Origin of the sequence: Campylobacter concisus (genome assembly GCF_001891085.1) — a bacterium.
GTDB classification, from domain to species: Bacteria; Campylobacterota; Campylobacteria; order Campylobacterales; family Campylobacteraceae; genus Campylobacter_A; species Campylobacter_A concisus_O.
In genome coordinates this window covers 86,270-110,467 of the sequence record NZ_JXUP01000004.1, presented here as the reverse complement: position 1 = coordinate 110,467, position 24,198 = coordinate 86,270, and the positions used below count along the sequence as shown (strand labels likewise).

Below are 24,198 nucleotides of genomic sequence, written 5' to 3'. Positions count from 1 at the left end.
ATGCTTAATAAATTTATAGCTAATTTAGTAAAGCCAAAGTATAATTGAAAATGCATTTCAAGTCTTAAGGAAGAGATATGAGAAAAGTTATAGATGAAGCTACAAGCTATCTTTGCAAGGATACTTTAGGGCTAGATTTAGAAGCTGGTAAGAGCCTTGGCAAGGGATTTTACGGAGCTAGCATACCAGTCTATAAGGGCAAAAGCGAGTATCATTTTTACCTATTTTTTAAAAAAGATACTTTGAAAATTTTCATGAATGCCTTTTTTGGTCACGAAGATGTTGATGGTGGTGATCTAGACGATCTTTGCAAAGAGATAGCCAATCAGATCATTGGCAAAGCTAAAAATTTACTAAATGAAAAAGAGCCAAATGCTTATAAGCTTGGAACGCCTGAATTTTTAGGCGAAGTTGAAAATTTTGGTATCAAACTAAAAGAGAAATTTGTATATAAAATAAAAAATAGAACATTTCAAATAGGCTACGACATACAATGAGCGACGAGAGTGCGATAGAGACACTAGAGCAGCTAGGGCTTTTTAAGAGCTATGATGAGCTTATGGATATAAGTGTTGATTTTATAGCTGAGCTAGGAACTACCACAGTTAGCATAAATGAGCTTTTGAAATTTGAAGCTGGCTCTGTTATAGACCTCGAAAAACCAGCTGGTGAGAGTGTGGAGCTATATATAAATAATAGAATTTTTGGAAAAGGCGAAGTAATGGTTTATGAGAAAAATTTAGCCATCAGGATAAATGAAATTTTGGATTCAAAGTCAGTTATTCAGTACTTCAAAAAAGAACTTTTATGAAATTTATACTATTTTTCTTACTTTTTGCAACTCAAATTTTAGCTTCAAACCTATTAACTTACAATATCTATGAACGTGCTGATAGAGTCGATATTATGCTTAGTTTTGATGCACCTTATGAAGGAAATATCTTTCAAAAGCGCGAAAAAGACACAACATCTTTGATATTAAATTCGCTAAATTACGATCAAAGTGCTAGTAAAGACATAAACTCAAAGATTATTCAAGAGCTTGAGATAGAACCAAAGCAAAACTCACTTGTCTTAAATTTGCGCTCAAACGATGCTATTATCGTAAATGCTTCAAAGACGACTGATAGTTTTGGGCTCCGCATTCGTGTAACTCTAAAAAATGCAAAACCTCAAATACAAAATATGCCTCAAGCTAGTGCAAAAATAGAGACCCCTAGCACTCCAAAGATGGATGAAGAGCCTATGCTGAATATAGACTCAAGGTATTTTATAGTTTTAAGTGTGCTTATTGCGCTTCTTGTATTTTTATATGTATTTAAAAGATATATTACTTCAAAGAGTAATGATTTTGGCGGATTTAAAACACCTAGAAATCAGTCTCAAAATGATACAAAATCAATGAACTGGCTACTTAAAAATCAAAATAGTGGCGTAAATATCATCTATGAAAAATATCTTGATCGTACGAATAAACTAATGTTACTAAGCTATGAAAATAGGCGTTATTTAGTGATAGTTGGTAGCTCAAATGTAATGCTTGATAGCTTTGGTGAAGACAAGATACAAAATGAGCAGGATTTTGCTATATTTTTTGAAGAGAACAAGAAAAAACTAAGCTCATTTTTAGAAGAGCGAAAAAATAGTTTAAGTAACTATAAAGATAAAATGAGCGGAGAATTTTAGTAGTTTTAGCTAAAATTCTCATCCAATTTAAATTTTTATGCGTTAAAGCTAGTTTCAAAATTTATACAAACGAAATAGCAAAAATTTCAGGCTTTGTGATCTTTTTTATCTCTTCTTTTGCCATAGCAAATTCTTTTGCGCCTTCTATTTTTAGCGTATGCCCACTAAATTCGAAGTTTAGATTTAGCCTTTCACAGGTTAGATCAAGTGCCTTTGCAAGTGAGAGTATAAAACTCAGCCATCTTATACACTCGGCTTTTGGAAGTAAATTTTTATATCGCTCAAATTCATAGATATTTTTCTTTCCGTTTGTGCCAATTACTACTGCAATCAATGCTTTTTGTTCATGCGAAAAGCCATAATTTAAGGCATTTAGGACTATATAGGCTGAGTTTTTATGATCGCCATAAAAGCCAATCTCTTGACCAACATTGTGAAGTTTTGCAGCAACTAAAAGCACTTCAAGATAGTTATCGCTTAGACCATGAAGCTTTTTTAATACCATAAATATATCTTTTGCATATCTTGTGACCGATTTATTGCATGATAATATAAAACGATCTTGCAAACTTTTGATACTTGGATTAAAATTTTGCGGAAATTTAAGGCTAGGGCGTAAAAAATCTTTTAAGAACACTCCCTCTCTTACGCCAACCCCACTTGTTATAATATTTTTGGCATTTAGAGCTTTGGCGAGGGCCAAAAAGATATGTGCACCCTCTCTAATGGTGTCGTATCTGTCTTTTTTAATAGGAAATTTATTTAGCTCAAGCACGCTAATATTTGCGATGCTCTCGATATAGGCTTGCTCGTCGCTAAGCTTATAGCAAAAGCCATGAAGCGAAGAAAGGGGGTATGAATTTTTGCTCATTATAGCAGATGATATCGCTCTAAGAGAGCCACCAATAGCGATTATATTTTGGCATTTAAATCGCTCATCTATCTGTTTTGTAACTTGTTCTAAAAATTTTGGCAATTTATTTAAGTTTTTCTTATCAAAAAAAAGCTCTTTTAACCTAACTGTGCCAATGTCAAGCGAGAGCGTATCTAATATTTTGCCTTTGCTTATTCTGGCAAGTTCAGTTGATCCGCCACCGATATCGATAGTGACGCATTCATCGATGTTATGGAGTAAATTTTTGGCTGCGATCGCACCAAAAGTAGCCTCTTCTTTGCCGTCTATGACTTTTAAATTTATGCCAAGTTTTTTTCTTAAAAGAGAGATCAGAACATTTGCGTTTGGAGCGTCCCTAAGTGCTGAAGTGCCAACACATAAGACTTTATTGCATTTGTAGCTTTCTATGATATTTGAAAATTCGCTAAAAGCCTTTAGTGCTTTTTCCATTGAACTTTCGGATATTTCATTGTTTGAACCATATCCGCCTTCGCCTAGACGCACTTTCGTTTTATACTCAGCTAGTATAAAAAACGCTAAACGCGACGTTCTCTCAAATATCGCCATTCGCATAGAATTTGAGCCAAGGTCGATTACTGCGGTTCTTTTTGCCATTTTTATCCTTTTATATTTAAAACTAGGCTTGCGACTGCACCGCTTCTATCGTTTCTATTTTTAATATCTACTTCGCCACCAAGAGCCTGCGCTGCACCTTTAGCTAGAAACAACCCAAGCCCAGCACCACCTTTGTCGCCGTATCTTTTAAATGGAGCAAATAAATCTTTACTCTCATCTATGCCTATTCCTTCATCTATTACTTCGACGATAAATTTATTTTTTATGAGCTTAGAGCTAATCTTAATGGTGCTATTTTTTGGTGAAAATTTAATGGCATTTTGAACAAAATTTTGCACAATGTGGGTTAGTAAGCTAGTTTGTATTTTTAGATTTAAAATTTCTGGTTTTAGGTCTAGTTTTATATTTTTTTCATCATTTTTTGCAAGTATCTCATAGTTTTTAGCAAGTTTTTTTAAAAATCCTATGACATCGGTATTTACTGGCTCTTCAAACTGAGCCCCCTCTTGGCGACCGATCTCAAGCACAGAACTTATCATTGCGTTCATGCCGTTTATAGCTTCATTATTTGATTTTAGAGCCTCGATATATTTTTCACTCTCGCGTGGCTTTAAAAGCGTAACTTCATTTTTTGTTTTCATTACAGCCAACGGTGTTTTTAACTCATGTGCCACGCCTACAAAAAGTTCTTTTTGGTATAAGACAAATGTTTGGATTCGAGAGATTAGCCTATTTATACTCTGTCCAAGTGGTAAAAATTCATCTGGTAGGCTCTTTATATCTATCTCATGAAGAAATTTTTCGTCTAAATTTGTAAGTTTGTGACTCAAAATTTTTATAGGTATTAAAAGCATTCTTGATAAAAATAGTGCATAAAAAAGCACCAAAAGTATCGCTGACACATTTACGATTATAATATCTATAAAAATTTCTTCTACTATATGAGCTTGAAGAGTAGTATCTTTTTCTAGGCTTAAATAACTGCTTTCATCGAGTTTTGTTATTAAGATAGTTTTACTTTGATCCTTTGATTTTTGCGTTACGATATATGTTTCTTTATCTTGTGGCTCGTCTGTTTTTATCGTTACTAGAGTTTTATTTGGATTTTCTATCGTAAATGTTTTTGAATTTAAAGGATTGAAATTCTGAGGATTTTTTTTATAAGCTTCTGCTTGATAGTTTAGCTCATTAACTACACTTTGAAAAACGGTAACCCTTATATAGTGATAAAGCATTACCGAAATAACTACAATTAGCATCATAGCACCAGATGCTAATTGTAGTATAAATCTATTCCTTAGGCTTTTTTGGGAAAACAAAATCTATATCCGCGTCTTCTAACAGTTTCAATTGTTGAAATATTTAGTGGTTTATCCATTTTTTGGCGGATTTGGTTGATAGCGACTTCAATGACGTTTGGAGTTACAAGCTCTGGCTCTTCCCAGATAGCATCAAGTAGTTGCTCTTTAGATACTATCTGATCTGAGTGTCTTGCAAGATGAGTTAGGACTTCAAAAGGTTTGCCCTTAAGCTCAATATCACGACCTAAATATGTGATCTTCTCCTCATCTGGATTGATGATGAGCTCATCGATTTTTATAATATTTGTGCCACCAAAGCGTAGTCTTGCTTCAAGTCTAGCTACTAGGATATCAAAATCAAATGGCTTTTTGATATAGTCATCAGCACCAGCTCTAAGTGCTTTTATTTCGCTTTCTTTGTCATCTTTTGCAGAAAGAACTACAACTGAAGTGCGTGGAGATTTATGTTTGATGATGTTTATAAGATCTATGCCATCGCCATCTTGAAGCATCCAATCAGTCAAAACTAGATCGTAGTTTCTGATGCCTATATAGTACTCGGCATCTTTAAAATTTTCAGAGCTATCAGTTTGATAGCCAAACTCTTGCAAGCCCTCAGCAATCGTCTTATTTAGCGTCACTTCATCTTCAACTATTAAAATACGCATTTTGCTTCCTTAAACTAAAATTTATGGGCGATTGTATCATAAATTAAGCAATATTTCAAGATAGTTTAATAAATTTTTAAAAAATAGTGTTTATTTTTGCTCCAACAACTGCATTTGGCAAAATTTCTGTTTTTAAAATTTCCATTTTAAGGCTAGTTAGTGAGCTAAATTTCTCTTTTAATGCTTTGCTGGTTTCTTCAAGAGACTCTTCAACGCTTTGAAACTGTCTTTCATTATAAAAATTTTTAACAAAGTCAATAATTAAAACATAATCAATAAAGCTAGTTGAGCAAATTTCTAGATTCATTTGCACCTCTTGCTTAGCGACTCGCTCAAAATCAAGCATTCCGATGATCGTTTCAAATTTATAATCTTTAATGATCGTCGTCATCTCGCTTTTCATACGACTTTTTTCTCCTTACCGGATATTAAACGAACGATATTTGGTATGTGTTTATAAACCACCAAAAATGCGATGATTAGTATCGGAGCATGTGTGTAAATTTCATCTAACTCTGGGTGGATGATAAAGCTTGATGCGATGAGAGCTATCAGCGCGCATAGCGAGGCTAGAGAGCTTATCTTTAAAAATTTACCGACTAAAAACCAAACGACAAGAGCGATTATTATCTCAACTGGTAAGAAAAATGCGAGCACGCCAGCTCCGGTTGCCACGCCTTTGCCACCTTGAAAGCCCAAAAATATAGAAAAACAATGCCCCGCAACGCTTAAAACTGCCATCGTCCAAAGCACGCTTTGGCTAGCTCCAAGCAAAGAGGCTATGATGAGTGGCAAAACGCCCTTTAATACGTCACAAACTACGGTTAAAATGGCTAGCTTTTTGGCGAGTTTTGGGTTTGTTTGCTTTAAAACCCTTAAAACATTTGTCGCGCCTATGCTTTTGCTGCCCTCTTTTTTTATATCAACATGTCCAAAAATTTTTGCTAGTATGAGCCCTGATGGGATGCTACCAAGCAGGTAGCTAACGGCATAAAGTATTAAATTTTGCATATTTTACCTTTTAAATTTAACAGAAATGATATTAAAAAAATACTAATTTTTTTATAAATCATCTCCACAAAAGTACGACTTTCTCGTCATAGATATCGCTTTTCTTTGGTGAAATTTGCGTTTCGTTTATCGTGATGTTTTTAACATCATTTGCTTCTTTTAACGCATCGCACTCTTGTGCAAATTTCTCTTCAAGCTCGCTTATGGCTAAATTTATATCATTTACACTTTGCTCACTAAGCTTTACATCACTTCGCTCTTTTAAGACTCTATTAGCGCTTCTTGCACTTGATGCGATTTTGCCCGCATTTTGACGAGATAAAAGCTTGTTGCCAAATATCGCTCCAAGTATGCTAGCGCCTATATTTATGGCAGCATCAAGCCCACTTGTGGTCATCTCTTTTTGCTCTTTATCAAGCTTTGCTAGAGCCTTGTTTAGCTTGTCTTGCAAGCTTTTTTGCTCTTTTTCAAATTTAGCCGTGAGTTTTGCGGTTTGCTCCTCTAAAATTTCATTGCACTTATCTTGAAGTCTTATGAAAAACTCCTCTTTTGACTCGTTTTCTTTTGAGTAAATTCCCATCGCTTCAAAGGTATTAAATTTGAAATTTCTATACAAAAACTCTTTAAAATCTTTCTCTAAAGCGTCAAAATTTTTAGCGCTCGTTATGAAATTTGGCACAGCAGCAAAGCTTGCACCGCTTGGTTCATTTTCGCTCGCATCAACGTGCATGCCTTCGCTAGCCTCGCTCCAGTTTGGTTCTTTGTCATCTTCACTAAGCTCGTAAAGATAGCTCACCTCACAAACGCTGTCTATGCCCTTTTTAGTGTCGTAAATTCTCACTTTTGCGCTTGCTAGCAAATTTGGTGTAAGACTTTTTGAGTTAGCATAAAGCTGCGTGATCGCACTTGAGATGATAGGTTTTGCGCTAAATTTCATCTCGCTTTTATCCACGCTTGGACTACTTAAATTTTCTTTTTTATCTTTCATTAAATTTGAAATTTGCTCACGGCTTAACGGACCTTTTAGATAGCTAAGTGCCCAGCGCGTGGAGATGACGTTTAGGCCGTCCTCGTTTATATTTTTGAGTAAGAAATTTCTTTTGGCTAAATTTGATATGAGATTTTCAAGCGAGGCTTTGTCTAAGCTTGAGCCTGCGATGCCGCTTAGCCCGTCGATCACGCGGGCTTTGTCCTGCGCTGTTTGGAGGCGGCCGATGAACCAAGTGCCGATGTTGCTAAGGCCTTTGTAGTCAAGATCGACCGGGTTTTGCGTGCTTAAGACGCAGCCTAAACCAAATGCACGGGCTTGTTTTAAGAGCGTGAGCATAGGCGTTTTTGACGGAGGGTTTGCGTTTGGCGGAAAGAAGCCAAAAATTTCATCCATGTATAGGATCGCTCTAAGTGAGCTAGTGCCCTCTGTGCCGCGCATCCACGCGATGATCTCGTTTAGTAAAAGGGTGACAAAAAACATCCTTTCAGCGTCATTTAGATGTGAGATCGTAAAGATATTACACTTTGCTTTACCGTTTTCGTCAAAAAGCATCTTTGAAATTTCAAGTCTAACGCCCTGTGTCCAGCCCTTAAAGCTTGGGCTTGCGATGAGTGCGTTTATCTTCATGGCAAGCTTTAGGCGCTCACTGCTTGGATAAAAGGTATCCACGTCAAAAACGCCTATCTTTTTAAACGGCGGATTTGCTATGAAATTTATGAGCTCTTCGATGCTGACGTCTTTTTGCTCTTTAAATTTGCTCTCAAATATAGTGGATATAAGCAGCTGTTCTTTTGAGCTCATATCCTCTGAACTCATGCCAATAAGCGATAGCACCGACGCTGCGAGTGAGTTTATATAGTTGCTAAAAATTTCTTCGTCACTAATATTTGGGCAGGCAAAGTCGCTAAGTAGCGCCACACCTATGCCAGCTGAGCTTTTTGGTGTGTAGATATTAAAGCTAGCGCTATCTTTTAAAATTTTTACTCGCTCAAGGTCTTGAAAGCTCGACTCTATGCCGTTTCTCCAAAGCTCGGCCTGAGAGGCGGCAAATTCCTCTACGCTTTGACCTTTGTTGGCTGCTTCTGCTTCATCGACGTATGGTAAAAAATCCTCCGGCCTCATCTGCGGAAAGGTGAGGGCTAAATTTGTGATATCGCCCTTTGGATCGATGATGATAGAGGGGATGTTGTCTATGCAGGCCTCTTCTAAAAGCGTGATACCAAGGCCCGTTTTGCCGCTACCAGTCATACCGATAATGGCTGCGTGAGTGGTTAGGTCCTTGTTTTTATAAAAAAATGGCTCTTTATCTTTTAGTCCGATGTAAAAAAGTTTTAAATTCTCTTGTATGGTTTTCACTAATTGCCTTATTCGTATAAATTTATACGTGAGCGAAGCTCGTCAAGCGTCTCTTTTATACGTTTTTGCGTAAAATATTTTATCGTTTCATCATCATCGATAAGCTTCATACAGTATCTAATGTAACCTTTATAGGTTATTTCAGTAACTAATTTTAGCCTTAAAGAAACTCTTTTTACCATTTTTTCAGACATCAAGAGATCAAAATTGACTTCTAATTCTTCGTTATCTTTAAAATTTGCAGATTGTGAACTTAATACACTTATGCCGCCTTCGGAAACATCATAAAGACTACCTTCTATCTTGTCTTGTTTGCCTTTGATAATAGTTTTGGTAAAACGATTTGGTAAAATACGTTGGAATTTTCTTTTGTACGCATACATTGTTGTATTTAGCGAGAAATTTGAAAAAGTAACACTTTTATCTGTTATATTATAATTTATGATATCTGCACACAAAGGCTTTGAGAAAAAGCTATTTGGCAAAATAAAACCTTTGCCGTCTTGCTTCATGGCTAAAATTTGCATCATATCCACGCGAAAAACGACACTATCTTCTTTAACTTCTAAAATTTCAGCCTCATATTTTATATTTAGTCCATCATATAAATTTAAAAGCTCTGGCCTTACCTTGGCTTTTTTCATGCGAGTGAAAGTATTGATCGGATCTTCATAAAAAAATGTTCCGGTTTCGATCATGTCTTTTACATTTGTTTCTTGCTGATCTTTGGCACCACATAAAATTTCTTTGATTCTTGAAACGGCATTTACGAAATAACCTACGAAAGTGCTATTGTCGCAAGAGTGACTAAAATTTAAGGTCAAATTTAAAAGTAGAAAATTGATTAATTCATCTCTTGCATTTGATTTTGGTATTAGATTATTCAAATCATCTTGTAGCTGTGTAGCATTTGGCTTTTGAATAAGTAGTGTATCAAAGATATTTTCAAGGCAAATTTTTACCTGATCGTGCGGTACGATAAATGTTAGTTGCCTACAAAATTTGATACCGTCATCGATAAATTTATCTCTTAATTTAAGTATGCTATCTTCGCAATTTATTACAAGCTCTTGCCTGCCTTTAAAATCCATGTAGTCTCCGGAATGTTATTGATTAAAGCCAAGGCTATGATATAAAAAGTTATATTAAAAAAGTATTTAAATTTATTTGGAGGAGAAATTTCTAGGTAAAGGATACCTAGAAATTTCTGTTGATTATAGTTTGCCTTCGTTGTGTGAAAGGTAGTCAGCAACACCTTCAGTGCTTGGTTTCATGCCAGCATCACCTTTGTTCCAGCCAGCTGGACAAACTTCGCCGTGCTCATTTGTAAATAGCATAGTATCTACCATTCTTATCATCTCATCGATGTTTCTGCCAAGTGGAAGATCGTTTATAACTGCGTGGCGAACAGTGCCGTCTTTATCTAGCAAGAAACTACCGCGAAGCGCTACACCAGCATCTTCTAGAAGTACGTCAAATCCGCGAGCTATTGATTTTGTCATATCAGCTACGATAGGGAAGCGAACTTTACCAATACCGCCTTTGTTTACCGGAGTCTCTTTCCATGCAAAATGTGAAAATTGGTTGTCGCATGAAACTGCGATAACTTCGATACCACGTGACTTGAACTCGTCATATCTTTTGTCAAATGCGATAATTTCGCTTGGGCAAACAAAAGTAAAATCCATTGGATAGAAAAATACAACCGCGCCTTTCTCGCCAATATTTTTATAAAGATTAAAATCATTTACAATTTGATTGTTTCCTAAAACTGCTGCAGCTGTAAAATCAGGTGCTTTTTTTGTTACTAACATTTGTTCTCCTTAATAATAAATTTTATTGATTGCGAAATTATATCTATTCAAAATTAAATTTAGTTTAAACATATTTTAGAAATTTTTGTTTAGCAAATTTAGCGTTATTGGCAAGAGTAGAAAATAGATTTTTATTAAAAGCGATAAAAATTTGAATTTTAAAAATTTTATTGATGAGAGTATTTGAAAGAAATTAGTAAAAGCGTTGCTAAAAATTTAAAAGATTACTTGCTGTAATTATTGTAAGTCGCTAAAATTTTTTCCGCCAAATTTTAGTATTGCTGATCCCCATGTAAAACCGCCACCAAAAGCGTCAAGAAGCAAAACTGAACCATTTTTGATGCGGCCGTCTTCATAGGCATCATTTATAGCCATCGGAATTGAAGCAGAGCTTGTATTGCCATATTTAGCAACAGTTAAGACACACTGCTCATCTTTAAAATTTAATCTATTTTTTACTGCATCTATTATTCTTATGTTTGCTTGATGAGGTATAAAAAAATCGATATCTTCGCTTTGCATTTTGTTTGCATGCAGAATTTCTATTACGCTTTTGCTAAGTGTTTGAACTGCTATTTTAAAAACTTCATTTCCACTCATATGGATGAAATTTAGTCTATTTTTTAGTGTTTCCTCACTGGCTGGAAATACACTCCCGCATCCTGGAGTTATTAAAAGTTCAGCTTGTTTGCCGTCACTTGCTGTATGAATATCGATGATCTCATTCTCATTGCTACTACTAATTACAGCCGCGCCTGCCCCATCACCAAATAGTATACAAGTGCTTCTATCTGTATAGTCAACAATAGAGCTTAATTTTTCGGCTCCGATGATTAAGATATTCTTTTTGGCGCCACTAATAATGAGAGAATTTGCAAGTTCTAAAAGATAAATAAAACCTGTACAAGCTGCACTTATGTCAAATGCTGTAACTCCATAATTTAGACCCAAATTTGCAGCTATTTTGCAAGCGGTAGATGGCATACAAAGATGATCTGGGGATATTGTAGCACAGATGATTGCATCGATTTGAGATTTATCAAGTCCTGAGCGTTTTATAGCTAATTCACCAGCCTTTGTACCAAGGTCACTTGTTGTTTCGTTAGTTGCAATATGCCTTTGCTCGATACCTGTTCGCTTTACTATCCATTCATCACTTGTTTCAACCATTTTCTCAAAGTCAAAATTTGTTAGAATTTTTTCTGGAATGTAAGAAGCGATAGAAATCAGTGAAGCTTTTGGCATATTTTACCTTGCAAAGTGCGAAAGTTCTTCTTCGATAACTTTATTTATATTTGAATTAGCAAATTTTATTGCTTGAAAAATTGCATTTTTTATAGCTTTTGAATTACTTTTGCCGTGACTTATGATAACACAACCATTTACACCAAGAAGCGGTGCACCACCATATTCGTCATAGCTAACCTGTTTTTTAAGTGTCTTAAAAACTTTTCTCATGAGTACAGAGCCAGCTATAGCAAGAGGTGATTTTTTAATTTGTTTTTTGATGATTTTGCCTATTGCATCTGCAACGCCTTCACTAGTTTTTAAAAGAATATTTCCCATAAAACCATCACAAACCATTACATCGATACTGCCATCAAAAATTTGATTACCTTCTGCATTGCCAACAAAGCTATCAAGCCTAGAAACTAATTTAAATGCTTCTTTGCTAACTTCATTGCCTTTGCTTTCTTCTTCACCATTTGATAAAAGACCAACTTTTGGCTCTTTTCTACCTAAAATTTCTTTTGCATAGGCTTCACCCATTATGGCAAATTGAAACAGATGCTCACTTCTGCAATCAACATTTGCACCAACATCTAAAACTAAAGTAGCAGATTCTTTTGAATTTGGCATAAGTGTTGCAATTGCTGGGCGAGAAATATTTTTTAGTCTACCAATTCTTAGAGTAGCTAAACTCATAGTTGCACCACTATGACCAGCAGAAACTACAGCATCAACTTCCTTATTTTTTAAGAGTTCAATTGCTTTGTAGATCGTACTATCTTTTCTCTTGAGTGCATCAGTTGCACCATCTGCCATTGAGATAACTTCGCTAGCTTCTAAAAATTCGATATTTTTTAAATAAGATTGTGGAATGAGTGGTTTGATGACATTGCTATCGCCAACTAATACAGCTTTAAATTCTGTCTCTTTTAGTGCATCAATAACACCAGAAATTATAGGATCTGCACCAAAATCACCACCCATAGCATCGATAGCAATGCGAATCATATTTTAATATTCACCTGTAGTTTTGTTTATACGGTGAGGCATTTTCCAAGAACCATCTTTGTCTTTTACAGGTACTGGAAGTGTAACTTTATAATGTGTTCTACGTTTTGCTGCACGAGAATGACTCACTCTTCGCTTTGGTACTGCCATTTTTACTCTCCTTTATAAATTTTTACATTTTTCACAATAGAAATAATCACTTTTAAAAGCTTCTAACTCACTCTCAAAGACTTCTTTTAAATCAATATTGCCATCAAAAAATTCCATTGTATCGCTAAGCTCATTTTCGCTATCTTTATAGACACCATCGCTTAAATTTAGCTCTACATCTTGATCGATAGGTAGCATAAATACTTCACCGCATCGATCGCAAACATAATTTATATTCCCTTTTATTTTACCTTGACATTTTACCAAAAAAGGGTCTTTTCTTTTTAAAATTCCAATAAAAACTAAATTATCATTTTCTACTAGCTCAAAGCTTATATCTTTGTTTACTATTTTAGAAAAAGATATAATCAATTTTCTTGACCTAAAGTTAGCAAATTTCTCTTGAAGCAAAGAAGAAATTTATCTCATTCACGGCATTTTCTAGGCTGTCACTTCCGTGAACTGCATTTGCATCAATGCTATCGGCAAAATCAGCCCTTATAGTACCAGGAGTTGCTTCTTTTGGGTTGGTAGCACCCATAAGCTCACGGTTTTTAGCAACAGCATTTTCACCTTCAAGTACCATAACCACAACTGGTCCACTAATCATAAATTCAACCAAATCATTAAAAAATGGTCTATCTTTATGAACAGCGTAAAATGCTTTTGCATCGCATTTGCTAAGTTGGATTTTCTTTGCAGCTGCGATCCTTAAGCCATTACTTTCGAATCTATCTATAATCTTTCCAACAACATTTTTCTTAACAGCATCAGGCTTAATAATAGAAAGTGTTCTTTGCATAAATTTTTCCTTAAATCTAGGTTATTTAAATTGAAGTTGGCAATTATATCAAATAAAGCTTAAAAATAAAATAGGCTCAAATAGAGCCTAAAATTTATAAATATAAATTTATTGAATAACCGGAATTGAGCCATTACGTGCATCAGCACCGATTTGATCGCGAGAAGGTTGTCCTGCTACAACAGCGTCCCATACAATACAACCATCAGTTGGACAGGCAGAAGCACAGGCTGGCTCATCATTATAGCCTACGCACTCAACGCATTTATTTGAATAAACATAGTATGTATCTGCTCCAGTTGGGTTGTCGCTATCATCAACGATAGCTGAAACTGGGCATTCATCAATACATGAACCACAGCTTATGCATATATCAGTTATTTTTACAGACATTTTTTCTCCTTAGATTAAAATTTGGCGTAGAATATCAAAAAAAGCTGAAAATGATATAAATAAGCCCTTAAATTTAACTGCGGTCTTAAATTTTAGAGAAACTACTTTATAAATCTTTTATCACTTTTAGACTAAATTTACAGATTAAAATTTTAAAAAGGTTGTATAAATTTAATGAACGATATTATTGAAATAACTGGCGCAAGAGAACATAACTTAAAAAATATAAATCTTAAAATTCCTAAAAATAAATTAGTAGTTTTTACCGGTCTTAGCGGAAGTGGCAAGAGCACGCTAGCCTTTGATACACTCTATGCTGAGGGGCAAAGAAGATATATGGAGAGCCTTAGCAGCTATGCTAGGCAGTTTTTAGACCGTGTGGGCAAGCCTGATGTCGATAAGATCGAGGGTTTAACGCCGGCTATTGCGATCGATCAAAAGACGACTTCTAAAAACCCTCGTTCGACAGTTGGTACTATTACGGAAATTTATGATTATCTAAGGCTTTTGTACGCAAGAGTCGGCGTTCAGCACTGCCATAAATGCGGAAAACCTATCTCAAAAATGAGTGCGAGCGATATTATAAATGAAATTTCAAAGCTCCCACTTGGCGCAAAAGTGATCATCTATGCGCCGCTAGTTCGTGAGAAAAAGGGCACATGGGCGGATTTGATCGAAAATTTACGCCAAAAAGGCTTTGTAAGGGCGCAGATAGATGGCGTGGTAGTGAGGCTTGATGAGGAGATCGAGCTTGCTAAAACAAAAAAACACACGATAAAGGTCATCGTTGATAGGATCGCTATCGATGAGCAAAATCACGAACGCCTTGCAAGCGACGTGGAAAAGGCGCTAAATGAGAGCTTTGGCGAGGTCGAGATAGAGATCGCAAATGCTGATGAGCTGGGCTTAAAAGAGAGCTTTATACATTACAGCGAGCACATGGCTTGTTTTGATTGTAAAATTTCATTTACGCCGCTTGAGCCGCTAAGCTTTAGCTTTAACTCGCCAAAGGGTGCTTGCGAGCACTGCGACGGACTTGGCATAAGATACAGCCTAGACATGAGTAAGATCATCGACGAGGAAAAGTCGATAGAAAACGGCGCGATCAAGCTGCTTTATGGCTACAACATGAGCTATTACTATAAATTTTTACTTGCTTTTTGCGAGCAAAATGGCATCGATACTAAAAAGCCCTATTATGAGCTAAGTGAAGATGAAAAGAGGCTTGTTTTATATGGAAATGTCAAAGAAGTTGAGTTTTTTTGGAAGCGAAATAAGCTGCTTAGAAAGTTTGATGGTGTTGTTAAAATTTCACACGGGCTTTTGAAGGATTACAAAGACTTTGACGAGTATATGAGTGAGAAAATTTGCGATGCTTGTAACGGCCACAGACTAAAGCCTCAAAGTCTAGCAGTCAAAGTCGCTGGCCTTGGGCTTGGTGAAATTTTAGATATGAGTATAGAAAACTGCACCGCATTTTTCTCAAATGAGAAAAATTTTGCCTATCTTAGCGACTACGACAAGGCGATCGCAAAGCCCATCTTAAAAGAGATCAACGAGAGGCTTTTCTTTTTGTATGACGTGGGGCTTGGCTATTTGTCGCTTGGGCGTGATGCTAGGACGATCAGCGGTGGTGAGGCGCAGCGTATCAGGATCGCGAGCCAGATAGGAAGCGGGCTAAGTGGCGTCATGTACGTGCTTGATGAGCCAAGCATCGGCCTTCACGAGCGCGATACGCTAAAACTCATAAAGACGCTTAGAAATTTACAAGCCAAAGGCAACTCTGTAATTGTCGTCGAGCATGATAAAAAGACGATAGAGGAGGCTGACTATATCGTAGATATCGGCCCTGGAGCTGGTAAATTTGGCGGTAATGTGGTCTTTGCAGGCAGTTCAAAAGAGCTTTTAAGCTCAGACACCCAGACCGCACAATACATAAATGGTAAGAAAAAGATCAACTATCAAAAAAATAGAAAAGCCGAGAAGTGGCTTGAAATTTCAAATGTAAATATCAACAATATCTCAAATTTAACCGCGAAATTTCCGCTTAGAAACCTTGTAGGTATCACTGGCGTTTCAGGATCTGGCAAGAGCTCGCTAATACTTCAGACCTTGCTTCCAGAGGCGCAGGAACAGCTAAATAGAGCAAAAAAGGTAAAAAAGATAGCTGGGGTAAATTTAAGTGGACTTGAGAATTTAGACAAGGTCATATACCTAGATCAAAGCCCGATCGGCCGCACCCCACGCTCAAATCCAGCGACATATACTGGCGTGATGGATGAGATAAGAAATTTATTTGCACAGACCAAAGAAGCTAAACTTAGGGGCTATAAAATAGGGCGCTTTAGCTTCAACGTCAAAGGTGGACGCTGCGAGAAGTGCCAAGGCGAGGGCGAGATCACGATCGAGATGCATTTTTTACCTGATATAAACGTGGTTTGTGACGTTTGTAATGGTGCTAGATATAACGCTCAAACCTTGGAAATTTTATACAAGGGCAAAAACATCGCTGAGGTGCTAAATATGAGCATCGACGAGGCAGTTGAGTTCTTTAAAGCTGTACCAAAGATCGCTTCAAAACTCACCACACTTCAAGACGTAGGGCTTGGCTACATCACTCTCGGACAAAATGCAGTCACACTAAGTGGCGGCGAGGTGCAACGTGTGAAGTTAGCAAAAGAGCTTAGTAGAAGCGACACTGGAAATACGCTTTATATCCTTGATGAGCCAACGACGGGGCTTCATTTTGCCGATGTTGATAGGCTAGTAAAGGTGCTAAATCACTTAGTTGATCTTGGAAATTCAGTCTTTGTGATCGAGCATAATATGGATGTTATCAAAAACTGCGACTATATCGTCGATATGGGGCCAGAAGGCGGTGCAAAGGGCGGTAAAGTGATAGCGTGCGGCAGTGTAAAAGAAGTAGCTAAAAATTATAAAAAAACTGGTAGCTACACTGGAGAATTTCTAGCACAAGAGCTTGAGGAAATGAAGAAAAAGTAGAAATTTAGCTCAACCGTTTCTTTGTAAAATTTGAAACGGTTGAGGCGTGTTGGAGCGTTAGCTAATTTTTAAGGTCGATTTTTCATCTATCGCACTTAAAGCCAGAGCCCAAAATAGTAGCATTAAAAGGGCATTTTCATGGTGAAATGTTGTATTTGCAAGTGAGATTATATTATTAGCCATAAGCATTAAAAATGCAAGAAAAACTATGCTATTTTGTCTAAAATTTTTAATGAATTTTATAAAGAGTGATAGTTGAAATACCAAATATGCAAGCAAGGCAACGATGCCCTTTTCTGTTAAAAATGTTAAAAAGGTATTGTGTGCGTGACCAACATGAACTTCAACATTGCCTGGAAAATATTTTGTTATATCAATGATCTTAAACTCACCAGAACCTATCCCAAATAAAGGGTTTTCAAGCCACGTATAAAATGCGCTAGCAAAGATCGGATATCTAGTCTCTGATCCAGTAACCCCCTTTGTTAGTTGACTATACAATCTATCATCTTGAGTGATATTTGTTGATATATACATATAAGAAATAGCTATTACACCAAATAAAATTATCAAGCCTAGTAAAAATTTTATTTTTATCTGTTTATTTAAAATTTCAAAAAGCAAGTAAGTAAAAATAATGATTGGCAAAAGATACATTGCAGCTCTAGAGCCAGCTATCATTATACCAAGGACGCAAATTCCGGCAACACTTATGCCTATATACTTTTCAAAAATTTCTTTGCTATTTATCGAAACTAATGCTACACAAAAAACTAGTAGCATAAAAATAGCGCTATGATTTACGTGTCCTATTGATTTAAGCTCAAAAAGCGCTAAAGGATCATTTGAAGTGAATTTTTCTATACAAGCAGGGATAAATGCAGCAATAAAACCAGCAAATAAGGCAAAAAATAAAAATTTAAAATTTATTTTTTCTATGCCAACACTTCTGGCTACAAAGAAAAATAGCATACACCTTAGCGGATCAAGTGCTCTTGATACAGAAACTCCATTTATAAGGCAACTTATAAAAGTAGCCAAAACAAAGATAAAAAGCGAGATATTTATGAGATCAAATTTAAATTGCTTTTTTTCTTTGACGCAAATATAAATTCCAGCCAAGACGAAAAGTGTAAGTGAAATTTGCTTTAAGCCCTCAGTTACTGGCAGTGTAAATAAGACAATAACTAAAAAAAGATTGTAGAGCTTAGACACGATGTCGTTTTTCATGCAGATCCTTTAAATTTTTAAGTGGACATTTTATCATTGCCGAACTAAAAATAATATACAATTAAACAAAAATTAAAAGGAAGTATCGTGCCTGATGTGAAAATAAGCTTTGTAGTGCCTGTTTTTAACAAAAAAGAGCACATTAGGGATTGTTTAAATTCGCTTATATCTCAAGACATGGATGATATTGAGATTATAGTTATTAATGATGGAAGTACTGACAATACGCTAGAAATATTAGAAGAATATAAAGATAAAATAATATTAAAAACAAAGAGCAATGCCGGTGTTAGCGCTGCTAGAAATGACGGTATATTGCTAGCTAGTGGCAAATATACTATCTGCGTCGATGCTGATGACTATGTGGAAAAAGATTATGCTTCATGCGTTTATGATATCTCAGAAAAATTTGATGCCGACATAGTGATAACAGATATGTGTAAGGTCTATGGTCATAAAAAGCTCCTTTTTAAGGATTTTGAGACAAAAGAGGATGGCGTAATCAATAAAAACGAGTATCTAAAAAGGCTTTTAGCCTCAAGGCATAACAAAGTCTTGCATAATGCGGCAAACAAGGCGATTAGGACTAAAATTTTAAAAGAAAATTTATTTCCAGTTGGGATCACGCAAGCTGAAGATTTTCACACTGTAGTGAGAAATGTTATAGCTTCAAAAACCCTTGTAAAGCTAAATAAGGTTTTTTATTGCTATAAGATAGGAGACAACAACACTGCTGGCTTTGAAAAATTAAAAGCTGTGATGGATCATAAATTTGTCTATGACGACATAATCTCAATTTTAAAAGACAAAAATTTAGCTCTTGAAATGGTGCCAGATCTAGAGCTTAGAAAGATAAAAAGCGTCTATATACCAGCCATTTTGGCAAGACCAAATCTAAAAAATAGTAGCTATGTAAAGGCACTTGATCTTTTTTATGCAGATATTGATAGCATCATAAACTCAGCTGGTTTTTCAAAGCTTAGACTAAAGCAGAGAATTTTGCTTAAAGTGCTAAAAAATGTAAAATCGTACGAAAATGTATCAAAAATTTTAAAAATCTTTAATACAATAAATGGCTTTTTGTCAAATAAAAAAATGAAAGAATTTAAAGAGTAGAAAATGATAAATATACTTGAGCTTGAAAGCTCTCTTGGATTTGGTGGGCAAGAACACCGTACACAGCGTGTGATAAATGGGCTAGATAAGAGTAAATTTAAGGTTTTTTATGGGCTAAATCCTGGCTCAAAAAGCCTTGAAAAGCAGATAGAGTGCGAATTTGTCGAGTTTAATCTCAAAAAGTCTTTTAATATCTTTGAAATTTTAAAAATTTGCAAATTTGTAAAGCAAAATAATATAAAAATCATCTCAACTCACTCAGGTAAAGATGGCACCATTGGAGCGATTGTTGGTAAAATTTGTGGCGTTAGCGTGGTTCGTACTAGGCATTTACAGCTGCCTATAACATCGCCCTTACCTTACAACCTAAGCACAAAAGTGGTCGGCGTTTGTGACTCAGTTTGCGCTGATCTTATCAAGAGAGGCGTCAAAAAAGAGAAGGTGTTAAAAATCTACACTGGCATCGATACGCAAAAATATACGCCAGAATTTAAGATAAATATGAAAAAAGAATTTGGCTTAAATGACGACGTAGTTGGAATTTGCATCGTTGCAGTGTTAAGAGCTGCTAAAAATCATAAGCTATTAATCGATGCATTTAGCGAGTTAAATTTAGAAAAATCAGCCCTTTTTATCGTAGGTGATGGCCCGCAAAATAAAAATTTACACGAATATATAAAAGATAAAAAAAATATCTTTATGCTTGGCAACAGAACCGATGTGAGCGATTTTTTGGGCTCACTTGATATCTGTGTGTTACCTTCAGAGATGGAGGCTATCGGTGGAGCGCTGCTTGAGGCATCTTCGTGCAAGTTAGCTACTATTGGAAGCGATGTGGGCGGACTTGGCGAGGCGGTAAGTAATGGCAAAAGCGGATTTTTATTTGAAAATGGCAACAAAGAGGAGCTAAAGAAGGTGCTCGAAAGGCTCATTTTGGATGAAAATTTAAGAAAACATATGGGTGAGTTTGGCAGAAAGTATGTAAAAGAGATATTTAGTATCGAAAAAATGATAGAAAATACTCAAAATTTATATATGGAACTTGCAAAATGAGCGTAACAGTTTTAATGTATCATCATGTGCTTGAAAAGAGTGGGTTTATTGCAAGTAGCGTAGATGAGTTTAGAGATCAGATGAAATTTTTAGCTCAAAATGGCTACAAATCGCTAAGTTCGGCTGAGTTTGTGGCATATAAAAAAGGTGAGCTTAGTGTGCCTAAAAAGAGTGTCTTTATCACATTTGATGATGGTTGGAAGGATAATTTTGTCTACGCATATCCTATTATCAAGGAATTTAATCTTAAAGCGACTATTTTTCTAGTTGCTGGCTGGATAGAACAGGCGAGTAGAAAAAGTGGCGAGTTTATAGAGTTAGATCATAACGAATACAAAAATGCTGCACCAACTAGACCTGAAGATGTCTTTTTAAACTACGAGGAAATAGCAAAGATGAAAGAGTGCTTTGACTTTCACTCGCATACTTATACGCATTTTGATGATTATTTTGGTATTTGTGAAATGAAAGAAAATTTTACAAAATGCAAAGAATTTATGTATAAAAATTTTGGCTTTGATGACAAGCTACTTTGCTGGCCAAGAGGTAAATTTAATGATGAGCTAAAAAATGTGGCAAAAAGCGTTGGATATGAGGTTTTTTTTACAACAAAGCGTGGGATAAATAAACCTGATGGTGTACTTGATGATATAAGGCGCATAGCGGTAAAAAAAGATGCAAGCTGGTTAAAAAAGACACTATTTATCTATCAAAATGACTTTTTAGGCTCACTATATTCAACACTAAAATCTTAAGAGAAATTTTACTTTGTAAAAATTCTCTCATTTTTAGCTATATGTTTTTCATAAAATCTTGAAATTTTGTATGAGAAATTTTTATTAGATTTTTTAAAAAGAGAATTTATCTTCTCTTTTTGCTTTCTTTGGATTTCTAGGCTAGAGCTATTTAGCTCCTCTGGATGAGAAAAGATGTTGCTAAAATACATTTTTAGATCAGTATTTTTTAGGATCGCTTCCCATTTATCGGCTCCGTAAAGACCATCTTTGTAAAAATCAAGCAGAGCTTTTGCACTCTTTCTTGTTAGAATGTAAGCGGCCGTTCTATATATACTAGCGTATGAGTATGGTGAGATAATATATAAATTTTCGTTTATTTTTTTACCAAAAGCACGAAATCTACTATTTAACCCATCTTGCACTCCGCATATCAAAATGCTATCACTACTTATATCTTTGCATAGCAAAAAGGCCTTATTTATTAATTCGTCATTTCCAATAACATCATCCTCTAATATTAAAGTAAATTCCGCGTTGCCTTGTAAAAAATCCTCATAAGCTTTTATGTGTGACATTGTGCATGCTAGCTCACCTGGAGTCGCAATTAATGGTGGTATTTTAAATTTATAATCTTCATCACAAGATTTTAACAAGCAATCTATCATGGCGCTGTAATACTCATTGATGCTAAAATTTTTAGCATCAACTGCATCTATTATTTTAAATTCATCATATCTGTTAAATTGTCTTTGTAAATTTTGCCTTCGCTCTTCATCTCTTTTTAATGATATTATATAGATGGGATTATTCATTTTTTGCTCCAACTTTTAAGTCAAATTCTAATTTGACTTTATATGCAAGGCCTGCTAGATCAAGCTCTTTTTTGTTTATATGCTTTTGTGTGTTGATTAAATCGTCACTAGAATTTCTTTTATAAATTCCAGCGATTCGAGCTTCTTCATCAGCGTTTAAAATACAAAGTATATCGCATTTACTTATACGTAAAAGTGGATTTGTGCTTACGTATATTACGACTTTTACAAACGGCATGATAAATTTAAAAAATGGCTTTAACTCATCTTGATGATCACTTTTGATTTTTATCTTTGGACGAGCTATAAATAAATTTAGACTCATTACATCATCATCGATTACAGCGATTTGATAAGGTTTAAAGTTTTTAAATCCATTTTTTCTAATTTGTTTTGCAAGTGTGCTTTTGCCACTACCATGAAGCCCAGTGAGAGCGATTAAGGCTCGTTTTTTATCTTTTAAAATTTCTTTACAAGCCTCATTTAATGCTTCAAGCATTATTTATAGCCTCTATTTCTAAAATTTGAATATAAATTTCCTAGAACTGGCGTAGAATAGATAAAAAGCTTCTTTTTGATCCTAAAAATGTAATCACTCTCGCTCTTTGCATTGTTTGATATATCGATACGTCTTATCTTAAATTTATCATCTCCTGCGCAAAATCCACCATCTATCACACTAAAGGCAAAGTCATAATACTCTCTCACAACTTTTAGTGAAAGCTCGTTAAAGTGCCCTTTTGGAAAGCAAAAGCCAAATTCTTTTTTTTCAGGAAATAGCTCTTTTATCTTAGCCAGCGAGCTAGAAAATTCCTCTCTTAACTTTGTTTCATCATTGCTTTTACAAGAAAAGTGGCTCGCTGTATGGCTATCAAACTCAAAAAGCCCGCTCTCTTGCATCTGCCTAATCTCGTCTAAATTTAAAAAATACTCCGCGTCTTTATCATAATCGATCTCTTTATGTTTTTTAAATGCAAAGTCGTAATCTTGTCTTTTAAAATCCTTGATCTTATCTGTTATCAAAAAGCAAACAGCTGGAATATTTAGCTCTTTCAAGATAGGAAATGCAAATTTATAATTATCAAAATATCCATCATCAAAAGTTAGTAAAATGCTCTTTTTATGAGCCTTTGCTCTGCCAGCAACGATATCTTTAAACTGGCTGTAGTTTATAAATTTATAGCCCTCATTTAACGCCATCAAAAGCGCCTTTTTAAATAGCTCTGGCTTAATGGCAAAGTCGTTTTTATTGTTATTACAGTGGTGCATCGTTAGCACGCAAACTGGGTAGTTCATTTTTGCTCCAGTAAATTTTTAATAGCCTCTTTTAGCGCCTTGTGGCTAAAGTTTTCATCCACAAATTTAAAGGCGTTTTGTGAGTAAATTTTGGCTTTTTCAGGCTCGTCTATCAGTTCTAAAATAGACTCTTTTAGTGAAATTTCATCTAAATTTCTAGCACAAAGCCCACGCTCTTTATCTTTAACTAGTACATTCATCGGTGCGTTATCGTAGACTACGACTGGTACTTTTGAGCTCATTGCTTCAAGCAAGACCGTACCAAGCCCCTCAGAGTGCGATGCGAAGACATAGATATCAAAGCTTTTTATGATATTTGCCGCGTCTTTTCTAAAACCAGTAAATATAATCTTATCTTTTTTGCTAAAAATCGAGGCAATCTCATTTTTTGTGCTTTCACTGATATTTCCTGCAAAAACTATTGTGGCGTCCTTCTCTTTTAAAATCTCTTTTACTGCGTTTGCAAAGTCGTAGACGCCTTTCTTGCGGTAAAGCGAGGTAAAAGTGCCGATGACTAGCTCGTTTTTGGCGATATGAAACTCATCTCTAAAAGTACTTTTTGTGCTATCGATCTTTTCAACATCAACCGTGCTTGGCATAAAAAAGAGCTTATCTTTGCTAACGCCGATGCTTAGAAGATACTCTTTGACACTATCTGAGATGTATAAAATTTTATCAAATAGCTTTTTGTGCATGAGTTTTGAAAGAAAGCCTTTTATAGGAAAAAGATTATGCCTTTCTTTGTAAAATTTAACGCCTTTGCTTCTGTAAAATAGTCCAGCAATTGCCCCAACCCAGCTATCAGTCGAGCCATGTGTGATCAAGGCATCTATCTTGTTCGAGCTTATCGCTTTGCAAAGTGCTGGCACGCTTTTATGAAAATTTTTCTTATTCATCTCTTGTGTTATAACACTAAAGCCTTCTTTTTTTGCAATACTTTCTATCTGAGAGTTTGGGTTGCAAAAAAGTATGACATTGTGACCCATCTCACGCATAAAACGCATCTCGTTTAGCGTCTTATTTTGCTCGCCACCCCAGTTAAAAAGTGTCTGCGTGTGAAGAATATTCAT

The 24,198-nt window shown here is 35.5% G+C and carries 26 protein-coding genes; 7 read left to right on the top strand and 19 right to left on the bottom strand.

The window, feature by feature from the left end; genetic code table 11:
• The first annotated feature begins 77 nt into the window (after window positions 1–77).
• From TH67_RS04220 to TH67_RS04210, 3 genes are read left to right on the top strand one after another with little or no spacing between them, the layout of a single operon-like run.
• Window positions 78–497 (top strand): chemotaxis protein CheX, encoded by a 420-nt coding sequence (locus tag TH67_RS04220; RefSeq protein WP_072594500.1) that lies wholly within the window; start codon window positions 78–80, stop codon window positions 495–497.
• Window positions 494–811: a flagellar motor switch protein FliN gene (gene fliN / locus TH67_RS04215; RefSeq protein WP_072594499.1), complete on the top strand. Its 318-nt coding sequence runs from the start codon at window positions 494–496 to the stop codon at window positions 809–811. The genes TH67_RS04220 and fliN overlap by 4 nt, the downstream gene beginning before the upstream one ends.
• Window positions 808–1,686 carry an excinuclease ABC subunit A gene (locus TH67_RS04210; RefSeq protein WP_072594498.1) on the top strand — a complete coding sequence of 293 codons (879 nt, stop codon included), beginning with the start codon at window positions 808–810 and terminating at the stop codon, window positions 1,684–1,686. The genes fliN and TH67_RS04210 overlap by 4 nt, the downstream gene beginning before the upstream one ends.
• A 61-nt stretch (window positions 1,687–1,747) precedes the next feature.
• On the opposite strand, the gene TH67_RS04205 is transcribed toward TH67_RS04210, so the two are convergent.
• From TH67_RS04205 to TH67_RS04140, 14 genes are all read right to left on the bottom strand, one after another.
• Window positions 1,748–3,196: a Ppx/GppA phosphatase family protein gene (locus TH67_RS04205; RefSeq protein WP_072594497.1), complete on the bottom strand. Its 1,449-nt coding sequence runs from the start codon at window positions 3,194–3,196 to the stop codon at window positions 1,748–1,750.
• Between the two features lie 2 nt (window positions 3,197–3,198).
• On the bottom strand, window positions 3,199–4,416 hold the full coding sequence (locus tag TH67_RS04200; protein WP_072594566.1) for a sensor histidine kinase: 1,218 nt from the start codon (window positions 4,414–4,416) through the stop codon (window positions 3,199–3,201).
• A gap of 38 nt (window positions 4,417–4,454) precedes the next feature.
• Entirely contained in the window at window positions 4,455–5,126 is a 672-nt protein-coding gene (hsrA, locus tag TH67_RS04195) for a homeostatic response regulator transcription factor HsrA (RefSeq protein ID WP_021091657.1), read from the bottom strand.
• Between the two features lie 76 nt (window positions 5,127–5,202).
• Window positions 5,203–5,529, bottom strand: a complete 327-nt coding sequence (locus tag TH67_RS04190; protein ID WP_021091633.1) for a dihydroneopterin aldolase — start codon at window positions 5,527–5,529, stop codon at window positions 5,203–5,205.
• Entirely contained in the window at window positions 5,526–6,137 is a 612-nt protein-coding gene (plsY, locus tag TH67_RS04185; RefSeq protein ID WP_072594496.1) for a glycerol-3-phosphate 1-O-acyltransferase PlsY, read from the bottom strand. Before plsY ends, TH67_RS04190 begins: the two co-directional genes overlap by 4 nt.
• A 58-nt stretch (window positions 6,138–6,195) precedes the next feature.
• A complete protein-coding gene (locus TH67_RS04180; protein WP_072594495.1) occupies window positions 6,196–8,484 on the bottom strand; it encodes an ATP-binding protein in 2,289 nt (762 codons plus the stop codon).
• Window positions 8,485–8,492: 8 nt separating this feature from the next.
• Complete coding sequence (locus TH67_RS04175) at window positions 8,493–9,575, bottom strand: pilus assembly protein PilZ (RefSeq protein ID WP_072594494.1); 1,083 nt, start codon at window positions 9,573–9,575, stop codon at window positions 8,493–8,495.
• 123 nt (window positions 9,576–9,698) lie between these two features.
• Complete coding sequence (locus TH67_RS04170; protein WP_021091673.1) at window positions 9,699–10,298, bottom strand: peroxiredoxin; 600 nt, start codon at window positions 10,296–10,298, stop codon at window positions 9,699–9,701.
• A gap of 237 nt (window positions 10,299–10,535) precedes the next feature.
• Window positions 10,536–11,543 carry a beta-ketoacyl-ACP synthase III gene (locus TH67_RS04165; protein WP_072594493.1) on the bottom strand — a complete coding sequence of 336 codons (1,008 nt, stop codon included), beginning with the start codon at window positions 11,541–11,543 and terminating at the stop codon, window positions 10,536–10,538.
• Between the two features lie 3 nt (window positions 11,544–11,546).
• Window positions 11,547–12,536, bottom strand: a complete 990-nt coding sequence (plsX, locus tag TH67_RS04160; protein WP_072594492.1) for a phosphate acyltransferase PlsX — start codon at window positions 12,534–12,536, stop codon at window positions 11,547–11,549.
• Window positions 12,537–12,539: 3 nt separating this feature from the next.
• Complete coding sequence (rpmF, locus tag TH67_RS04155; RefSeq protein WP_002942540.1) at window positions 12,540–12,686, bottom strand: 50S ribosomal protein L32; 147 nt, start codon at window positions 12,684–12,686, stop codon at window positions 12,540–12,542.
• A 12-nt stretch (window positions 12,687–12,698) separates the two neighbouring features.
• On the bottom strand, window positions 12,699–13,058 hold the full coding sequence (locus TH67_RS04150) for a hypothetical protein (RefSeq protein ID WP_072594565.1): 360 nt from the start codon (window positions 13,056–13,058) through the stop codon (window positions 12,699–12,701).
• A gap of 16 nt (window positions 13,059–13,074) precedes the next feature.
• Window positions 13,075–13,488, bottom strand: a complete 414-nt coding sequence (gene ndk, locus TH67_RS04145) for a nucleoside-diphosphate kinase (protein ID WP_072594491.1) — start codon at window positions 13,486–13,488, stop codon at window positions 13,075–13,077.
• 108 nt (window positions 13,489–13,596) lie between these two features.
• Window positions 13,597–13,881, bottom strand: coding sequence for an NADH-quinone oxidoreductase subunit I (locus TH67_RS04140; protein ID WP_021091598.1), 285 nt, complete (start codon window positions 13,879–13,881; stop codon window positions 13,597–13,599).
• Window positions 13,882–14,055: 174 nt separating this feature from the next.
• Here TH67_RS04140 and uvrA point away from each other — a divergent pair, with 174 nt between their 5' ends.
• The gene (gene uvrA / locus TH67_RS04135) at window positions 14,056–16,884 is read left to right on the top strand and encodes an excinuclease ABC subunit UvrA (RefSeq protein WP_072594490.1); all 2,829 of its coding nucleotides are present in this window, start codon (window positions 14,056–14,058) and stop codon (window positions 16,882–16,884) included.
• Between the two features lie 57 nt (window positions 16,885–16,941).
• Here the strand turns inward: uvrA and TH67_RS04130 are convergent, their stop codons facing one another.
• Window positions 16,942–18,114: an O-antigen ligase family protein gene (locus tag TH67_RS04130; RefSeq protein ID WP_072594489.1), complete on the bottom strand. Its 1,173-nt coding sequence runs from the start codon at window positions 18,112–18,114 to the stop codon at window positions 16,942–16,944.
• An 87-nt stretch (window positions 18,115–18,201) separates the two neighbouring features.
• Between TH67_RS04130 and TH67_RS04125 the strand changes: the two genes are divergently transcribed.
• From TH67_RS04125 to TH67_RS04115, 3 genes are read left to right on the top strand one after another with little or no spacing between them, the layout of a single operon-like run.
• Entirely contained in the window at window positions 18,202–19,230 is a 1,029-nt protein-coding gene (locus TH67_RS04125; RefSeq protein WP_054197095.1) for a glycosyltransferase family 2 protein, read from the top strand.
• Window positions 19,231–19,233: 3 nt separating this feature from the next.
• A complete protein-coding gene (locus TH67_RS04120; RefSeq protein ID WP_072594488.1) occupies window positions 19,234–20,283 on the top strand; it encodes a glycosyltransferase family 4 protein in 1,050 nt (349 codons plus the stop codon).
• Complete coding sequence (locus TH67_RS04115) at window positions 20,280–21,038, top strand: polysaccharide deacetylase family protein (protein WP_072594487.1); 759 nt, start codon at window positions 20,280–20,282, stop codon at window positions 21,036–21,038. Before TH67_RS04120 ends, TH67_RS04115 begins: the two co-directional genes overlap by 4 nt.
• Window positions 21,039–21,046: 8 nt before the next feature.
• On the opposite strand, the gene TH67_RS04110 is transcribed toward TH67_RS04115, so the two are convergent.
• Genes TH67_RS04110 through TH67_RS04095 form a run of 4 tightly spaced genes read right to left on the bottom strand, consistent with a single transcriptional unit; the run spans window position 21,047 to window position 24,198 of the window.
• The gene (locus tag TH67_RS04110) at window positions 21,047–21,832 is read right to left on the bottom strand and encodes a glycosyltransferase family 25 protein (RefSeq protein ID WP_072594486.1); all 786 of its coding nucleotides are present in this window, start codon (window positions 21,830–21,832) and stop codon (window positions 21,047–21,049) included.
• Window positions 21,825–22,331 carry a hypothetical protein gene (locus TH67_RS04105; RefSeq protein ID WP_072594485.1) on the bottom strand — a complete coding sequence of 169 codons (507 nt, stop codon included), beginning with the start codon at window positions 22,329–22,331 and terminating at the stop codon, window positions 21,825–21,827. The genes TH67_RS04110 and TH67_RS04105 overlap by 8 nt, the downstream gene beginning before the upstream one ends.
• Window positions 22,331–23,128: a polysaccharide deacetylase family protein gene (locus TH67_RS04100; RefSeq protein WP_072594484.1), complete on the bottom strand. Its 798-nt coding sequence runs from the start codon at window positions 23,126–23,128 to the stop codon at window positions 22,331–22,333. Before TH67_RS04100 ends, TH67_RS04105 begins: the two co-directional genes overlap by 1 nt.
• Window positions 23,125–24,198, bottom strand: a complete 1,074-nt coding sequence (locus TH67_RS04095) for a glycosyltransferase family 4 protein (protein ID WP_072594483.1) — start codon at window positions 24,196–24,198, stop codon at window positions 23,125–23,127. The genes TH67_RS04100 and TH67_RS04095 overlap by 4 nt, the downstream gene beginning before the upstream one ends.

What these genes read in the sequence shown, in the direction of transcription:
- TH67_RS04220 (WP_072594500.1), top strand. Translation starts at nt 78, where the DNA reads ATGAGAAAAGTTATAGATGAAGCTACAAGCTATCTTTGCAAGGATACT.
- fliN (WP_072594499.1), top strand. Translation starts at nt 494, where the DNA reads ATGAGCGACGAGAGTGCGATAGAGACACTAGAGCAGCTAGGGCTTTTT.
- TH67_RS04210 (WP_072594498.1), top strand. Translation starts at nt 808, where the DNA reads ATGAAATTTATACTATTTTTCTTACTTTTTGCAACTCAAATTTTAGCT.
- TH67_RS04205 (WP_072594497.1), bottom strand. Translation starts at nt 3,196, where the DNA reads ATGGCAAAAAGAACCGCAGTAATCGACCTTGGCTCAAATTCTATGCGA.
- TH67_RS04200 (WP_072594566.1), bottom strand. Translation starts at nt 4,416, where the DNA reads ATGCTAATTGTAGTTATTTCGGTAATGCTTTATCACTATATAAGGGTT.
- hsrA (WP_021091657.1), bottom strand. Translation starts at nt 5,126, where the DNA reads ATGCGTATTTTAATAGTTGAAGATGAAGTGACGCTAAATAAGACGATT.
- TH67_RS04190 (WP_021091633.1), bottom strand. Translation starts at nt 5,529, where the DNA reads ATGAAAAGCGAGATGACGACGATCATTAAAGATTATAAATTTGAAACG.
- plsY (WP_072594496.1), bottom strand. Translation starts at nt 6,137, where the DNA reads ATGCAAAATTTAATACTTTATGCCGTTAGCTACCTGCTTGGTAGCATC.
- TH67_RS04175 (WP_072594494.1), bottom strand. Translation starts at nt 9,575, where the DNA reads ATGGATTTTAAAGGCAGGCAAGAGCTTGTAATAAATTGCGAAGATAGC.
- TH67_RS04170 (WP_021091673.1), bottom strand. Translation starts at nt 10,298, where the DNA reads ATGTTAGTAACAAAAAAAGCACCTGATTTTACAGCTGCAGCAGTTTTA.
- TH67_RS04165 (WP_072594493.1), bottom strand. Translation starts at nt 11,543, where the DNA reads ATGCCAAAAGCTTCACTGATTTCTATCGCTTCTTACATTCCAGAAAAA.
- plsX (WP_072594492.1), bottom strand. Translation starts at nt 12,536, where the DNA reads ATGATTCGCATTGCTATCGATGCTATGGGTGGTGATTTTGGTGCAGAT.
- rpmF (WP_002942540.1), bottom strand. Translation starts at nt 12,686, where the DNA reads ATGGCAGTACCAAAGCGAAGAGTGAGTCATTCTCGTGCAGCAAAACGT.
- ndk (WP_072594491.1), bottom strand. Translation starts at nt 13,488, where the DNA reads ATGCAAAGAACACTTTCTATTATTAAGCCTGATGCTGTTAAGAAAAAT.
- TH67_RS04140 (WP_021091598.1), bottom strand. Translation starts at nt 13,881, where the DNA reads ATGTCTGTAAAAATAACTGATATATGCATAAGCTGTGGTTCATGTATT.
- uvrA (WP_072594490.1), top strand. Translation starts at nt 14,056, where the DNA reads ATGAACGATATTATTGAAATAACTGGCGCAAGAGAACATAACTTAAAA.
- TH67_RS04130 (WP_072594489.1), bottom strand. Translation starts at nt 18,114, where the DNA reads ATGAAAAACGACATCGTGTCTAAGCTCTACAATCTTTTTTTAGTTATT.
- TH67_RS04120 (WP_072594488.1), top strand. Translation starts at nt 19,234, where the DNA reads ATGATAAATATACTTGAGCTTGAAAGCTCTCTTGGATTTGGTGGGCAA.
- TH67_RS04115 (WP_072594487.1), top strand. Translation starts at nt 20,280, where the DNA reads ATGAGCGTAACAGTTTTAATGTATCATCATGTGCTTGAAAAGAGTGGG.
- TH67_RS04110 (WP_072594486.1), bottom strand. Translation starts at nt 21,832, where the DNA reads ATGAATAATCCCATCTATATAATATCATTAAAAAGAGATGAAGAGCGA.
- TH67_RS04105 (WP_072594485.1), bottom strand. Translation starts at nt 22,331, where the DNA reads ATGCTTGAAGCATTAAATGAGGCTTGTAAAGAAATTTTAAAAGATAAA.
- TH67_RS04100 (WP_072594484.1), bottom strand. Translation starts at nt 23,128, where the DNA reads ATGAACTACCCAGTTTGCGTGCTAACGATGCACCACTGTAATAACAAT.
- TH67_RS04095 (WP_072594483.1), bottom strand. Translation starts at nt 24,198, where the DNA reads ATGAATATTCTTCACACGCAGACACTTTTTAACTGGGGTGGCGAGCAA.